Source organism: Amycolatopsis sp. WGS_07, assembly GCF_045278895.1.
Lineage (GTDB): Bacteria > Actinomycetota > Actinomycetes > Mycobacteriales > Pseudonocardiaceae > Amycolatopsis.
In genome coordinates this window covers 3139563-3154267 of sequence record NZ_CP136053.1, presented here as the reverse complement: position 1 = coordinate 3154267, position 14705 = coordinate 3139563, and the positions used below count along the sequence as shown (strand labels likewise).

Annotated in this window: 16 protein-coding genes and 2 tRNA genes; 5 read left to right on the top strand and 13 right to left on the bottom strand. The window is 68.7% G+C overall.

Annotated elements, in window-relative coordinates:
- Positions 1–159: 159 nt before the first annotated feature.
- Positions 160–396: a hypothetical protein gene (locus RPX00_RS14890; RefSeq protein ID WP_406640118.1), complete on the bottom strand. Its 237-nt coding sequence runs from the start codon at positions 394–396 to the stop codon at positions 160–162.
- 152 nt (positions 397–548) lie between these two features.
- Between RPX00_RS14890 and RPX00_RS14885 the strand changes: the two genes are divergently transcribed.
- The gene (locus RPX00_RS14885; RefSeq protein WP_406642920.1) at positions 549–791 is read left to right on the top strand and encodes a tyrosine-type recombinase/integrase; all 243 of its coding nucleotides are present in this window, start codon (positions 549–551) and stop codon (positions 789–791) included.
- A gap of 87 nt (positions 792–878) precedes the next feature.
- Here RPX00_RS14885 and RPX00_RS14880 read toward each other — a convergent pair.
- The 7 genes from RPX00_RS14880 to RPX00_RS14850 all read right to left on the bottom strand — a co-directional run bounded on the left by RPX00_RS14880 (position 879) and on the right by RPX00_RS14850 (position 7108).
- Positions 879–952, bottom strand: a tRNA-Arg gene (locus tag RPX00_RS14880).
- Positions 953–994: 42 nt separating this feature from the next.
- Positions 995–1083 (bottom strand) — tRNA-Ser (locus RPX00_RS14875).
- A 65-nt stretch (positions 1084–1148) separates the two neighbouring features.
- The gene (locus tag RPX00_RS14870; protein WP_406642917.1) at positions 1149–2858 is read right to left on the bottom strand and encodes a phosphatidylglycerol lysyltransferase domain-containing protein; all 1710 of its coding nucleotides are present in this window, start codon (positions 2856–2858) and stop codon (positions 1149–1151) included.
- A 45-nt stretch (positions 2859–2903) separates the two neighbouring features.
- On the bottom strand, positions 2904–4883 hold the full coding sequence (locus RPX00_RS14865; RefSeq protein ID WP_406640117.1) for an acetoacetate--CoA ligase: 1980 nt from the start codon (positions 4881–4883) through the stop codon (positions 2904–2906).
- The gene (locus tag RPX00_RS14860; protein ID WP_406640116.1) at positions 4880–5488 is read right to left on the bottom strand and encodes a TetR/AcrR family transcriptional regulator; all 609 of its coding nucleotides are present in this window, start codon (positions 5486–5488) and stop codon (positions 4880–4882) included. Before RPX00_RS14860 ends, RPX00_RS14865 begins: the two co-directional genes overlap by 4 nt.
- 11 nt (positions 5489–5499) lie before the next feature.
- Positions 5500–6390, bottom strand: a complete 891-nt coding sequence (locus RPX00_RS14855) for a zinc-binding alcohol dehydrogenase family protein (RefSeq protein WP_406640115.1) — start codon at positions 6388–6390, stop codon at positions 5500–5502.
- A gap of 85 nt (positions 6391–6475) precedes the next feature.
- Positions 6476–7108, bottom strand: a complete 633-nt coding sequence (locus RPX00_RS14850; protein WP_406640114.1) for a dienelactone hydrolase family protein — start codon at positions 7106–7108, stop codon at positions 6476–6478.
- Positions 7109–7212: 104 nt separating this feature from the next.
- Between RPX00_RS14850 and hisC the strand changes: the two genes are divergently transcribed.
- Positions 7213–8271 (top strand): histidinol-phosphate transaminase, encoded by a 1059-nt coding sequence (hisC, locus tag RPX00_RS14845; RefSeq protein WP_406640112.1) that lies wholly within the window; start codon positions 7213–7215, stop codon positions 8269–8271.
- Here hisC and RPX00_RS14840 read toward each other — a convergent pair.
- On the bottom strand, positions 8264–9025 hold the full coding sequence (locus RPX00_RS14840; RefSeq protein WP_406640111.1) for a sulfite exporter TauE/SafE family protein: 762 nt from the start codon (positions 9023–9025) through the stop codon (positions 8264–8266). The genes hisC and RPX00_RS14840 overlap by 8 nt on opposite strands.
- Positions 9026–9655: 630 nt before the next feature.
- Entirely contained in the window at positions 9656–9994 is a 339-nt protein-coding gene (locus RPX00_RS14835) for a VOC family protein (protein ID WP_406640110.1), read from the bottom strand.
- A 79-nt stretch (positions 9995–10073) separates the two neighbouring features.
- On the opposite strand from RPX00_RS14835, the gene RPX00_RS14830 reads away from it, so the two are divergent.
- Positions 10074–10772: a FadR/GntR family transcriptional regulator gene (locus RPX00_RS14830; RefSeq protein ID WP_406642916.1), complete on the top strand. Its 699-nt coding sequence runs from the start codon at positions 10074–10076 to the stop codon at positions 10770–10772.
- A 150-nt stretch (positions 10773–10922) separates the two neighbouring features.
- Positions 10923–11735, top strand: coding sequence for a class I SAM-dependent methyltransferase (locus RPX00_RS14825; RefSeq protein ID WP_406640109.1), 813 nt, complete (start codon positions 10923–10925; stop codon positions 11733–11735).
- Between the two features lie 4 nt (positions 11736–11739).
- Here RPX00_RS14825 and RPX00_RS14820 read toward each other — a convergent pair whose 3' ends face one another.
- Together RPX00_RS14820 and RPX00_RS14815 are read right to left on the bottom strand one after the other, a co-directional pair.
- Positions 11740–12174 carry an AAA family ATPase gene (locus tag RPX00_RS14820; protein ID WP_406640108.1) on the bottom strand — a complete coding sequence of 145 codons (435 nt, stop codon included), beginning with the start codon at positions 12172–12174 and terminating at the stop codon, positions 11740–11742.
- Between the two features lie 5 nt (positions 12175–12179).
- The gene (locus RPX00_RS14815) at positions 12180–12668 is read right to left on the bottom strand and encodes an FBP domain-containing protein (protein ID WP_406640107.1); all 489 of its coding nucleotides are present in this window, start codon (positions 12666–12668) and stop codon (positions 12180–12182) included.
- Positions 12669–12756: 88 nt separating this feature from the next.
- Between RPX00_RS14815 and RPX00_RS14810 the strand changes: the two genes are divergently transcribed.
- Entirely contained in the window at positions 12757–14229 is a 1473-nt protein-coding gene (locus tag RPX00_RS14810; RefSeq protein WP_406642915.1) for an adenylate/guanylate cyclase domain-containing protein, read from the top strand.
- Here RPX00_RS14810 and RPX00_RS14805 read toward each other — a convergent pair.
- Complete coding sequence (locus tag RPX00_RS14805; RefSeq protein ID WP_406640106.1) at positions 14226–14681, bottom strand: MarR family winged helix-turn-helix transcriptional regulator; 456 nt, start codon at positions 14679–14681, stop codon at positions 14226–14228. The two genes, RPX00_RS14810 and RPX00_RS14805, sit on opposite strands and share 4 nt — an antisense overlap.
- Positions 14682–14705 lie beyond the last annotated feature (24 nt).

Below are 14705 nucleotides of genomic sequence, written 5' to 3'. Positions count from 1 at the left end.
TGCGATCCGTGACTGCACCGAAGACGGCATAGACTGGACCGTCGAAGCCCAACAGGACGTGGCTCGAACGCGCGATAATCTCGGCAGGCTTCACTGGCTCACCTCGCCTGGGACGGTGTTCCGAATGCTGTCAAACCACATCCGAGACTGCTTGATGTACTACGAGGCAATGGTGTCGTCGTTGGCATCAGCGCTGCGGTGAAAGAGGATGGTGTTTCCCATGAGATCCCAGATAGCCGTTGGAGACGCGTCCAACGTGACCGTGTGCACTGGGTAGTACCTGAAGAACACCGCGGCACCATTGATCAGAGACAGCTTGAACAGCGGAACCGTTGGACACGAACGGATCTCTGCTCGCGCGTCCTCTACGAGGCCCAACTCTCCCAGTTCGTTCACAGTGTCCACAATGGCCGCTGGCAAGGGCACCATCAAGAACGACGAGAAGACCGACAACGCCGAACGCGGCATCCCGCTTGCCGACTGAGCCGATCCACTGCAACAGTCGCGGCGAGTACTTCAACTTCCAGAACCTGACCAACCGGCACTAGCTGCCGTTCCGCCGGCGCGCCGGGTACGAGCGGGTCACGTTCAAGACGCTCCGCAAGACCGTCGCCACGCTGCTCGACGAGGCGGGTCTCACCGCTCGCCAGATCGCCGACATCCTCGGGCACGCGCACCCGTCGATGACGCAGGACGTCTACATGGGCAGGGGGCAGAAATCGCGCGCCGCCGCGAATGCGCTCGGCTCGCTGCCTCTCGGCAAGACTGGCAATAAAGTGGCAAACGGCTGACCACGCCGGAGATCCGGGCATGGCCCCGGACAGCAAGAAACCCCCTGTCACCAGGGGGTTTCTTGCTTTACTGTCTCGACCAGACAGTGCGCCCGAAGGGATTCGAACCCCTGACCTTCTGATCCGTAGTCAGATGCTCTATCCAGCTGAGCTACGGGCGCGTGTTCAGTTGTTAACCTAGCACCTGCCGAAACAGGCACCAGCGGAGGCTCCGGGATTTGAACCCGGGAGGGGGGTTACCCCCAACCGCATTAGCAGTGCGGCGCCATAGACCAGACTAGGCGAAGCCTCCTGGGTCCTAACGACCACTGCTCAGATAGGTTACACACCCCTCCACCACCTCCGGAAGGCACCCCCTCAACGCTGCAGCACCCTGCGTAACCAGGGCGAACGGCCGCCGAGGCCCTCGGCCTCGAAGGTGGCGATGCCGACCCTCGGCAGCGACCCGACGCCCGGGTACACGAGGTAGCGCGGGACCCACCGGGGCTGGAACTTGGCGTTGAACCGGTAGAGGCTCTCGATCTGGATCCAGCGCGAGAAGAAGTGCAGGACCTTCGCCGAAAGCCGCGCGACCGGGCCGGCTCCGATGCGCTGGCCCTGTTCCATCAGGGCGCGGAAGGCGGCGAAGTTCAGCGACACGTGGTCGATGCCGTTCTCGCGGGCGTGCAGCAGCAGCTCCGAGATCATCAGCTCGTTCACGCCGTTGTCGACGGTCCGGTCCCGGCGCATCACATCCAGCGACAGGCCTCGTTCGCCCCACGGCACGAACTGCAGCACGCCTCGTACGCGGCCGCCCTGTTCCGCGGTGACGATCACCGAACCGTGGTCGCCCATGCGGCCCAGCGCCATCGAGAATCCGCGTTCGGTCTCGGTGCCGCGCCACGTGGCGGCCAGGTGCACCAGCTCGGACAGCTCGCCAGGACGCAAGTCCTCGGCCCGGCGCACCAGGACCTTGTAACCAGCCCGCTTCGTCCGCGACGCCGCCTGCCGCACGCCGCGCATCACGCGGCCTTCCAGCGTGAACGTCTTGGTGTCGACGACCGCCTCGTCGCCGATTTCCAGCACCTCCAGGCCGAACCTCGCCCACACCGTCGCGCCCAGCTCGGACGCGCCCATCGCGGCCGGGACCCAGGCGTTGCGCTGGCAGATGTCCAGGTACTCCTCGATCGCGCCGGGCCAGGCCTCGTGGTCGCCGAGCGGGTCGGCCGACGTCAGCGCGACCCCGGCGATCACGCGGAACGTGACGGCCGCCTTGCCGGTCTTGGAGAAGACGGCGAACTTGTCCCGGCGCAGCGCGAAGTAGCCGAGCGAATCCCGCTCGCCGTGCTGCTTCAGCAACTCGTGCAGGCGCGCCAGTTCGTCGTCGGTCAGCTCCGGCGCGGGTTCGGCCGAGCGCAGCAGGAAATACGCCGACACCAGCACGCCGGTGATGCTGAAGAGCAGCCCGATCGACGCGGACAGATCCTCGAACCACATCTCGTGGAACACCGCGGGCCCGCTGACGCCGGTGAGCGCGAGCGCGGACTGGGACAGCCGGTCCGCGAAGCTCAGCGGATCGAGCATCCGAGCGGGCGCGACCGACAGCAGCGCGACGTTGAGCACGAACCCGGCCAGCACCAGTTGCAGCAGCACCCGCAGAGCGCGCCAGCGGCCGACCGTCGGGTCCGGGCGGGCGATGAAGTACCGCCGCGTGCTGAGCAGACCGGCGAGCAGCACCACGGACACCACGCCGGCGCCGAACACGTGCCGAAGTCCGAGATGTGACAACGCCAACAGCCCGGCGAAGCCGACCGCCAGCTGCCAGGCGCGGCGTTTGCGGCGCCGGAGACCGGCCGCCAGCATGATCAGCAGCACACCGGTGACCAGCGCCACGGCGGCGGCCGCGGTGGTCGCTTCGCTCGGCAGTTCCAGCCATTGAGCCACGTGCCCGCGCACGTCGCGGCCCACCGGCACGACCGTGGACACGACTGTCAGCAGGCCGGCCAGCCTGGTCACCCACGTGATCGCGACGACCGACGTGACGCCGGCCGCCTGCCAAGTGTGCTGCGCGCGTGTCCCCGTCACCACGCGTGCAACACGCACGGCCCTGCCATACTTCCCCCGCTGGCGCGTTCAGTCCGCGGCGAGCGCCACAAAAGGGGCCAGCGCGGCCGGATTGGCCAGCGCGTCCCGGCTCACCGCCCTCTCCGGCGCGACCCCGGAGAGAATTCGCTTCACTGGTACTTCGCACTTCTTACCGTTCAACGTACGGGGAATCTCGGAAACGACGATGAACCGATCGGGTACGTGTCGTGGCGACAGTGCGTTGCGAAGCTCTTTCCGCAGGTCAGGCTCTATTTCCTCGAGTGTGGCACCGGACGTGAGTACTACAAAACACAGCAGCTGCCCGTCGTCGTTGCCCGCCGCCGACGTGTCGATGACCAGCGAGTCGGCGACCTCGGCGAATCCTTCGGCGACCCGGTAGAACTCGGCGGTGCCCATCCGGACGCCGCCGCGGTTGAGCGTCGCGTCGCTGCGGCCGTAGACCACCGCGGAGCCGCGGCGGGTGATCTTGACCCAGTCGCCGTGCCGCCAGACCCCTGGATACGTCTCGAAGTACGCCTCGCGCAGCCGCGATCCGTCCGGGTCGTTCCAGAACGACACCGGCATCGACGGCATCGGCTCGGTGATCACCAGCTCGCCGACCTCCTCGACCACCGGTTCGCCGTGGTCGTCGAACGCCGCCGCGGCCACGCCCAGCGCGCGGCAGGACACTTCGCCGAGCCACACCGGCACGTCCGGGGCCGCGGTGACGATCCCCGCGCACAGGTCGGTGCCCCCGGAAACGGCGCAGATCTGCACGTCCCGGCCGATCGCGTCGGCGATCCAGCGGAAGCCCTCGGCGGGCAACGGCGAACCGGTCACGCCGACCACCCGCAGCGCGCTGAGGTCGTAGCGCTTGGCAGGGGCGAGACCCGCCTTGCGGCAGCTCTGGATGAACGGCGGGGACGTGCCGAAGTAGGTGACGCGGTGCTGTTCGGCCAGCTGCCACAGCACATCCAGGTCCGGATGGCCGGGACTGCCGTCGTACAGCACGATCGTGGCTCCGACGACGAGTCCGGAGGCGATGAAGTTCCACATCATCCAGCCGGTGGTGGTGAACCAGAAGAACCGGTCGCCCGGTCCGAGCCCGGTTTGCAGCCCCAGCGCCTTGAGATGTTCGACGACGATGCCGCCGTGGCCCTGCACGATGCCCTTCGGCAGCCCGGTCGTGCCCGAGGAATACAGCACCCACAACGGATGCGCAAAGTCCACCGGCTCGTACGCCAGCTCGCCGCCCGCGTGTTCGGCGAGCATCGCGTTCCAGTCGATCGTGCCGTCAAGGGTCGCGTCGCCGAGGTAGCGCACCAAAACGGTGGCTTCCAGCGACGGAATCTGTTCCCGCAGCTGCTGAACGGTGTCGCGGATGTCGAATTTCCGGCCGTTGTAAGCGTATCCGTTCACCGCGACGAGCACCTTCGGCTCGATCTGGGTGAACCGGTCGGCGATGGCGCGGATTCCGAAGTCCGGGGAACACGACGCCCAGATCGCGCCGAGGCTGGCGGTGGCGAGGAAGGCAATGAGCGTCTGCGGGCAGTTCGGCGCGAGCGCGACGACGCGATCTCCCTTGCCGACGCCGAAAGCGCGCAACGCGGCCCGCGCGGCGGCTACGTGTGCGCGGAGATCGCCGTAGGTGAGTTGCTCGGCGAGCCCGTCCTCGCGGTGGAAGATCACCGCGAGTTCGTCGTCGGCCTTCGTCGCGCCGCCGACGCCCGGACTGAGCGAATGTTCGGCGTAGTTGAGCGTGCCGCCGTCAAACCATTTCGCGTCCGGCATCGTGCCGGACAGAATTTCCCGCGGCTGCTCGTGCCAGCGCACACCGAAAAACTCCGCCACCGCGGCCCAGAACTCCGGCACCTGCTCGACCGAGTAATGCCACAGGTCGTCGTAGTCGGCCAGGTCGACGCCGCGCCGCTCGCGCAGCCACTGGCGGAAGGCTTCGATCTTCGTGTCGGCGACCCGGTTCGGGTCGGGTCGCCAAAGCACCTCGGGAACAGCGGCGTTCTCGGTCACTCGCCGATGCTAACCCCACGATGCGCGCAAAGTCCGTTTTCGGCCGTGCCCAAACCGGCCAGCACCGCGCGGACGACGTCCTCGATGAAGGCGGACGTCAGCTCCTGGTGGCCGAACAGCGCGCGGAACAAGACGGGCGCGGCGAACAGGTCCAGCACCAGGTCGACGTCGTGGCCGGGGCGGAGGTCGCCGCGTTCCTCGGCTTTGCGCAGGGACCCGACGCAGGCCTCCCGGCGCGGGGCCCAGAACGTGGTCAGGAAGTCCTCCCGCAGTTCCGGGTCGTCCGCCAGATCGGCGGTCAGCGCCGGGAGGACGCGCCCGAACAACGGGTCGGCCAGCCCGGTCCGGAGCGCTTCGAGGTGGCCGACGAGGTCGCAGCAGGTGCACCCGGTGTCGATCTCCACGACCCCGATGCGCGCCTCCGCCAGCGCCGCGACCACCAGGTGCTTCTGGCTCTTCCACCGGCGGCGGATGGCGGGCTTCGTGGTGCCCGCGCGCTGGGCGATGGCCTCCATGGTCAGCGCCGGATAGCCGGATTCCCGGACCAGTTCGCACACCGCGACCAGCACGGCGTGGTCGATCCGCTCGTCCCGTCGGCGCGCCATGGATTCTCCCGCTATTCGTTGAGCAGCACGACCTTACCGAACGATTTCCCTTGCTCCACGCGCTGGAGCGCGGCCGCGGCCTCGCTGAGCGGGAAGGTTTGGTCGCGCACCGCGGAAAGCTGTCCGTCCGCGACTAGCTTGAGGACGCGATCCCACGACTTCCGGCGCTCTTCGGGCGACACCGAGGTGAGACTGAAGGCGAACAGCGTCGGCGATTGGTGGAAATCGCGCATCAGCGGCTCGAAGGCCGCTGGTTCCGGAACTCCGGCTGTACCTCCACAAAGGACATAGCGACCGTTGGGGCGCAACAGTTCCAGGTGCTCGCGGACCTGCGGGCCAGCCGCGGTGTCGATGATGACGTCGTAGGTCTCCTCGGGACGCTCCCGGGTGCGGTCGACGATTTTCGCCGCGCCAAGGGTTCGCAACCGTTCGCCGTACTCCGGCGAGGAGGTCACCGCCGTGACTTCCGCGCCGCGAGCGTGGGCGATCTGGGTCGCGAGCACGCCAATCCCGCCGCTCGCGCCGCGGACAAGCACTCGTTCGCCGGGTGCCACCGCGGCCCGATGCACCGCGCCGTCGGCGACCATCGCGTTCACGCCGAGCGCGACCGCGTCCGCCGGATCGAGGTGCTCGGGCACGGGGAACAGCTGATCCGTCTCGGTCACCACCTGCTCGGCATAGCCGCCGGAGAGGACCAGCGCCAACACTCTGCGCCCGTCCCGCACCCGGCCGACGACCTCGACGCCAGGCACCGAATCGACGCCGTTTCGCAGATTCATGATGTCGAAGTAGCCCACGCCGACCGCCTCGACCTCGACCACGGCCTGTCCTGGCCCAGGAGCCGGGTCCGGCGCTTCGCCAAGGACGAGCCGCTGCTGTGGTTCGACAAGCACCGCTTTCACGGGTGGTTCCTCTCGCTATAACGTTCCGTTCCGGATCGGAACGTTATTCGGGCATGCGGCACGCCGTCAAGGGTGCCGCCCGAGATCAGCGGAGGTGCGCGTCGAACCAGTCGAGAGTGCGCTGCCAAGCCTCTTCCGCCGCGCCGGGATCGGCGTCGAAGCGGTGGTTCGCGCCCGGATAGCGCACGACGTTCGTCGCGACTTTCGCCGACGCTGCGGCCTCCCGCAGCTGCTCCACCTCGGCCTCGCCCGCCTCGTCGCCAGCGTCGCCGTACATGCCGAGCCACGGGCTGGTCACGCGGCCGGCGATTTCCAGCAGCTTCGGCAGTTCCGTGACCGCCTGGCCGCCGACACTCACCGCCGCCCCGAACTTGCGATGCGAGGCGACGAGCAGCGCCGCCGTGCCGCCGAGGTCGAAGCCGACGACGCCGCGCAGGTCGGCCTCGACGCCGCGTTCGGTGAGCCATTCCAGGGTGCGGTCGGTGGCGTCGAGCAGATCGCGCTGGGTGAGCTGTTCGCCGGACTCGATGTGCGGCGTCACGGTGAGCCATCCTTCGCCTGCGAGGCTTTTGACCAGCAGCAGGACGCCGTCGGTGACTCCCTCGCCCTCGTGCAGGACCACCAGGCCGCCACGAAGCGCGCCGTCGGGTTCGGCGAAGGTGAGGCGGAGTGCGCTGCCGTCGGTACGCTGGTGATCCACGGTGGTCGTCGACGTCATCGCCTCATGCAATCACCTTCGGGTGAACATTGGGAACCTTTCCGGATCGCGCGGGGCGAGATACGGTGACCCCGTCGTCCCGTGAAAACCGAGGAGTTCCGACGATGCCGTCCCTCGCCCCCCGCCCTGACCTCGATTCGTTGCCGAAGTACGTCCCTGGCCGGACGATCGAAGGGGCCATCAAGCTCGCGAGCAATGAGGTGCCCGGCGGTCCGCTGCCGAGCGTCCAGGCGGCGATCACGGCTGCGGTGACCGGCGTGAACCGCTACCCGGACAACGGTTCCCAGGCCTTGCGCGAGCGGCTTTCGCGGCGGCTGGACGTGCCCGCGCAGCGGCTCGCGATCGGCTGCGGTTCAGTTTCGCTGTGCCAGCAGATGATCCAGGCGCTGTGCGGCCCCGGCGACGAGGTGCTGTTCGGCTGGCGGTCGTTCGAGGCCTACCCGATCGTGGTCCAGGTGGCGCTCGCGACGGGCGTGAAGGTTCCGCTGACGCCGGAGCACGGGCTCGACCTCGACGCGATGCTGGCGCGGATCACCGACCGCACCAAGCTGGTGTTCGTCTGCAACCCCAACAACCCCACCGGCACCGTGCTGCACCGGGACGAGATCGAGCGGTTCCTGGAAGCGGTGCCGCCGCACGTGCTCGTGGTGCTGGACGAGGCGTACAAGGAATTCGTCACCGACCCCGAGGTGCCGGACGGCGTCGACTTCACCCGCACGCACAGCAATGTGGCGGTGCTGCGCACGTTCTCGAAGGCGTACGGGCTCGCCGGGCTGCGCGTCGGCTACGCGGTGGCCCCGGAGCCGATCGCGCAGGCGCTGCAGCAGGTGTACGTGGCGTTCTCGGTGAACAGCATCGCGCAGGTGGCCGCGATCGCGTCGCTGGACGCGGAGGACGAACTGCTCGCCCGGTGCCAGGACATCATCTCCGAGCGCACCCGCGTGCGGGACGCGTTGCTGGAGATGGGCTACGAAATCCCGCCCACTCAGGCGAACTTCGTGTGGTTCCCGCTCGGCGACGCCACGGCGGCCTTCGCCGAGCACATGCTGGACCGGAAGCTGATCGTGCGCCCGTTCCCCGGCGAGGGCGCCCGGGTGACGATCGGGACGCCGGAGGAGAACGACCTGTTCCTGGCCGCGGCCAAGGAATTCCAGGCTATTTAAGGATCAGCTGAACCACCGCGGCGAGCCCGATCACGACGATCACGCCGCGCAGCACGGTGGGCGGCAGCTTGCGGCCGATCCTGGCCCCGAGCTGCCCGCCGATCGTGGACCCGACCGCGAGCAGCCCGATCACCGGCCAGCTCACCGGAGCGACGAACGCGTAAATCGCGCCGGCGACGATGTTCACGACCGCCGACAGCACGTTTTTGACGCCGTTGAGCCGCTGCAGCGGTTCGGACAGCAGCATGCCCATGACGGCCATCATCATCACACCCTGCGCGGCGGTGAAGTAGCCGCCGTAGATGCCGATGACGAACAGCAGCCCGAACAGCAACGGCCCGGCGTGGTGCTCGCGCCCGTTGGCCTCGCGGCGTTTCTGCACCCACTTCGACACCTTGGGCTGAACGATCACGAGCACGACCGCCAGCCCGACGAGCACCGGCACGATCTTCTCGAAGGCGTCCTTGGGCAAGGTCAGGAGAAGAACGGTGCCCCCGATAGCCCCGAAGAACGAGGCGACCGCGAACCGCACCACCTGCGGCCAGTACCCGACCAGCTCATGCCGGTAGCCGTACGCGCCACTGACCGTGCCCGGCGCGAGCCCGACCGCATTCGACGTCGTAGCGGTCACCGGCGGGTAGCCCAGGGCGACGAGCACCGGAAAGGTCACGAGCGTCCCGGAGCCAACGACGGTGTTGATGGTCCCGGCCCACATCCCGGCAACGAAAATGATGACGGCATGCCACCAGGTCATAAAGCACTCACCCGCTGACCCTAAGCACCGAGCGCGATCCCCGGCGACGCGATGTGTCCGGTCAGACACTTGAAGGAAGCGCCAGAGAGCAGCCGAGACCTAGCGACGGTCGCGGTTCTACTCACCGGCCCGCCCCTTTGGGCATACGTGCGATCAGCCGCTCGACCGCCAGCCCGTGCTTCCCTGGCTGACCAGGCCGCACTTCCCTGAGTGGCCAGGCCGCCCCATTTCGCGACGGTGCTCGTCTGACCGCTTCGTAGCCGCACGCCGCCTGGTCGTGAGGCCGCTTCACCGGCAGCCCGCTAGTCCGCCCGCCTGATCACTTCGCGACCGCACACCGCCCGGCCGTGAGTCCGCACCTCGCCAGCAGGCTCGGCCTGGTCATTCCGCCGCGCACGCCGCCCAGCCAACTGCACCGCACCCGCATTCCGCCGCCGCACGCCGCCCGACCAGCTTCACCACACGCGCGCTCCGCTGCCGCCCGCCGCCCGGTCGCTTCGCCGCCGGGTCGTAACCCGCGCCCCGGCTCCAGTCCAGCCGTCAGTCCGCGTCCGCGTCCTTACTCCGCTCCAGCCGCATCCACCTCCCGTCTCCACGCACTCGCCTCACCCATCCCGACCACACCCCGCCTCACCGCTCAAAAACGCAAAACTCATTCCCCTCCGGATCCGCCATCACATGCCACTCCCGATCCCCTCCCCGCTCCGCCACCATCCGTGCCCCGGCTGCCGTCAGCTCGGCCGGATCTCCCCACACGTCCAGGTGCATCCGGTTCTTCACGGCCTTCGGCTCCGGCACCTGGTTCAGCCAGATCAGCGGCCCCTCGCCGGCGGGGTCGACGATCGCGACCGGCAGGCTGGGCGAGCCAGGCGGGCTGCGGCGGACGTAGCCGATCGCCGAGCACCACCAATCGGCCAGTGCCTGATGGTCGAGTGCGTCGAGTGCCAGGTCTTTGAACTTCGCGGGCATGATCCCCTCCCTTTCCCTGCCTCCGATGGTGACACCCGCCACCGACAATTTCCCGCGCTCGGAGCGGCCACCTGCCAGGATGGTCGGCGTGGCCCACGAAACCGACCAGGTCTGGAGCGCCACGGTCGACCATCTGCGCGCGATGATCGACTCGGGCGAGCTTCCGCCGGGCTCGCGGCTGCCCGCGGAGCGCGCGCTGTGCGAGCAGCTCGGCATCAGCCGCGGGTCGTTGCGGCAGGCGTTGCGGGTGCTGGATTCGATCGGTTACGTCCAGATTCGCGCCGGGTCAGGCACCTACGTGCGCGAGCAAGGCACTGCCGAAAGCCCGCTGAGCAGCTGGTTTTCCGAGCACGAACAGCTGGTGGAGAAGCTGTTCGACCTGCGCGCGACCGTCGAGCCGACCCTCGCCGAGCGGCTTGCCCGGCAGCACACGCCGCGCGTCGTACAGCGGCTCGCGGACAACGTCGCGGAGATGGAGGCGGCCGCGGCGGACGGGGACATGTTGCGGGTCATCGCGACCGACGCCGAGTTTCATCGGGTGATCGCGGGCAACGCGGGCAATGACGACGTCGCCGACCTGCTTCGTTCGGTGCTCGCCCTGGTCGGCGAGGAACGCCGGGCCGCGCTGCGGTTGCCCGGGCAGATCCGCAAGGCCGTGGCCGAGCACCGCGCGATCCTCGACGCCATCAGCCGTTCGGACGCGGCGGCGGCTCGCGAGATCACCCTCAAACACCTGCTGGACGCGAAAACCTACGCGCACGACTACGCGTCTTCCTGAATCAGCACACGCAGAACTCGGTGCCTTCCGGATCTTGCGCGAGAACTCGGCCCAAGCGCCTCGTCATGCGTAAGGATGATGCCGCCCCCAGCGATCAGCGCTACAGTCTTCACAAGTTTGTGAAAACTTTGACATCAAGGGGGTCCGACCGTGGAGAAAGTGCACTTCACCGAGGAGAAGGCGACCAACCTCGGCACGCTGTACGCCCGTGCGCTCGACGCTCGCCGGGCCGATCCGATTCTCGGCGACACCGCCGCGGACGAAGCGGTCAAGAAGATCGACTACGACTTCCGCAAGCTCGGCGTGAACGAGAACTCCGCGGTCTCCGTCGCGATCCGGGCGCGCGCCATCGACGAGATGGCGGGCAAATGGCTCGCCGAACACCCCGATGCGGTCGTCGTGCACCTCGGCTGCGGCATGGACACCCGCGTCTACCGGCTTGACCCGCCGTCGTCGGTCGAATGGTTCGATGTGGACTATCCCGAGGTCGTCGACGTCCGCGGCCGGATTTACCCGGAGCGGCCGGGGTACACGATGATCGGCTCGTCGGTCACCGATTTCGGCTGGCTCGACCAGGTTCCCGGCGATCGCGAGGCGCTGATCGTGGCCGAGGGGCTCACCATGTACCTCACCGCGGAGTCCGGCACCGAACTGATCCGCAGGCTTGTCGGCAAGTTCCCATCTGGCCGGATCGTGGCCGATTTCTTCAGCTCGCTCGGCGTCAAGGCGCAGATGATCAACCCGGTGGTCCGCCGCTCGGGCGCGACTTTGCATTGGGGCATCGACGATCCGCACGAACTGGAGCGCTACGGACTCCGCCTGGTGTCCTGTTTGGACGCGACCGACTGGGCGACTGACGACGCCGTGGCGAAGATCCCGACAGCGTCCCGGCTGGCGTTGCGCGCGTCGGCGCTGCTGCCGATGATCCGGAAGATGGGGCGGATCGCCGAATGGGATTTCTGACCCGCTAACGAATCCGGCGCACCACCGCGTCGGCGACCTCGGCCACCGGCACGGTGGTCACCACCTCGAACGTCGCCGACGAACGCAGCAGCGGCTCCACCTCGTCCAGATACCGCAACGTCTCGGCCAGTTCGTCCGGATGTTTCCCGTAGGGATTGCCCGTTCGCGTCGTCAGCCGTTCGATCAGCACCTCGCGCGGCGCGCTCAGCAGCACGATCTGCGTGAACCGCGGGTAGAACCGGACCTGGTTCGAGACCGTGCCGGACACGAACAGCGGCCCCGGCTCCGACAGCAGCGCGGCCATCCGGTCCTCGCGCCAGAGCCCGTCGCGGGTGTAGCCGCCGTAATCGGTGTCGACCGTGCGGTAGCCGCGGCGGGCGAGTTCGGCGAGCAGGCTGCTTTTGCCGACTCCGGACATCCCCGTCACCAGCACCCGCACGACGACTACCGGGTTTCCAGCACCCGCGCCACGAACCGCCCGATCTTCTCGCCCATCCGCTCGACGCGCTCCTCCTCCGAGAGCGACTCCTTCGGCTGCGGCACCGCCGGCCGCAGATCACCGCGCAGGTACGCGCTGCACTCCAGATCAGAGCACAGATACGTGCCCACCGTGTTGCCGTCGCGGCCGGGTTTCCCGGCCAGCCGCGCGGTGAAGAGCGTGATGTCGGCGACCGGATGCGTCGTGGAGCAGAACGCGCACATGTTGCTGCGCGACCGCGATTTCAGCGGCGGCGCGGCGCGCAGCGACAGGCCGATCACCTCGTCGCCGTGCGGCACCACGAGATACGCCCGCCCGGGAGCCTTCACGTCGCGCCAGCCGAGGAAGTCGCGCTTTTCCCACGAGATGTCCGAGGGGAGCGTGACGGACTTGGCTTCCCCGCGGGAACAGTTGACGAACGAGGCGCGGATCTCGGCGGGGTCGAGCGGTTGCATACGGCCACGCTAACCATCGCCGCACCGCGACGGCGATGGGTTTTTCGCTCCCGGACCCGCGACCCCATACGATCTGCGGGTGCGCACGATGATCGCGGGGAGGTTCCGGCTGGTTCTGCGCACCAGTCTGGGCTTCGCCGCGCTCGGGGTCGGATCGAGTGTCGCCGGCGCCGGGGTCGTCGCGTTGCTGCTGCTCCTGCAGGGGTTGCCGGAGGACGTCGACGACCGAGGCTGGGTGCTCGGCGTCACCGCGGCCGGGGTGGTCGCGCTCGCGCTGATCGTCGGCACGCTCTGGACCGCCTACCTCCAGCGCCGCACCGTGGTGTGGTTCACGATCGGCCGCCCGCCGACCGCGGACGAGGCGAAACGCGCCCTGCGCCTGCCCTTTGACATGGCGGTGGTGAGCGGCACGCTCTGGCTGATCGGCGCGCTCGCGCTCGGCATCCTGGCCGGCGTCCTCGGCTCGATCGGCGACGCGGCGGGCATCGCGCTCACCATCGGTCTCGGCGGGCTGACCACGGTCGGGCTCACCTATCTGGCCGCGGAATGGGTCGCGCGGCCGGTGATGACGATGGCGCTCGACGTCCTGCCGCCGCGCGGATCGCTGCCGGTCACCGTGCTGACGCGGCTGGTCGTCACGTGGGTGCTGGCGAGCGGCGTGCCGCTGATCGGCGTGCTGCTGGTGACCACGCCGCCCGATCTCGGCCGCCACGGGAACCCGACGGCGAGCCTGATCGTGCTGTCCGTGACCGGCCTGACGACCGGCGCGATCGGCACCGCGCTGCTGTCCCGCGCGGTCGCCGCGCCGCTGCACCGGCTGCGGATCGCACTGGACGGGATCGCGCGCGGGCGCAAGGACGTGCACGTCGACGTGGACGATTCCAGCGAGATCGGGATGCTCCAGACGTCGGTCAACGACCTCGCCGCCGGCCTGCGCGAACAAGACCGGATGCGCGACCTCTTCGGCCGCCACGTCGGCACCGACGTCGCAAGGCACGCGCTCGAGTACGGCGCTTCGCTTTCCGGCGACGTCCGCGAGGTCACCGCGCTGTTCGTGGACGTCGTGGACTCGACAGCGCTCGCCTCACGCACTCCGCCGCAGGAATTGGTCGAGAAGCTGAACCGGTTCTTCGCGAGTGTGGTGTCCGCAGTGGACGCTCGGGGCGGGCTGGTCAACAAGTTCCAGGGCGACGCCGCGCTGTGCGTCTTCGGCGCGCCGACCCGGCTGTCCGACGGCCCGACGATGGCGCTCGCCGCGGCCCGCGCGATCCGCGACGCGGTGCTGTCCGAAGGCGAGCTGGACCTGGGCATCGGCGTCGCGACCGGGCAGGTGTTCGCCGGGCAGCTTGGCGCGTCGAGCCGCCTGGAGTACACCGTGATCGGCGACGCGGTAAACGAAGCCGCGCGACTCACCGAACACGCGAAAGCCGTTCCGTCGCGGGTGCTCGCCAGCGAAACGACCGTGAAAGCCGCGCTCGGCGGCGAACGGGAACACTGGCGGCTGCACGGCGAACTCCACCTCCGCGGCCGCCACCGCGAGACCCGGACCTGGACGACCTAGAGTTCCCGCCCCTCATTCATCACCGCCGTGATCCGAGCCAGAAAGTCTCGCACCACAGCGTTTTCCGCCTCGCTAAGCGTGCGCGACACCGCATCCAGCTTCTCGATCGCCGGCCGCCACACCGCTGCCGCGACCGTGCGGGCCTGCTCCGTGACCGTGACCGCCACCCGACGCCGGTCGGTGTCGCTGCGTACGCGCGCGAGGTAGCCGGCCTGTTCCATCCGGTCCACCAGCGTCGTCGCCGACGGGCCGCTGATCCCGAGGCGGCGGCCCAGTTCCACCGGCCCCATCGGACCGTGGTGGTTGAGGAGCGCGATCGCGGTGAGGTCGTTCGCGTTCATGTCGACGCTCTTCGCCATCCGCGCCATTAGGTCGCGGCTGGCCTCGATGACATCCCGCACCGCGAAGGTCGTCTCGTTCACGCGCTCGAGCGCCGCCTGGTTCTCGTCCACGCCGCGCTGCGCATGGCGAGCACG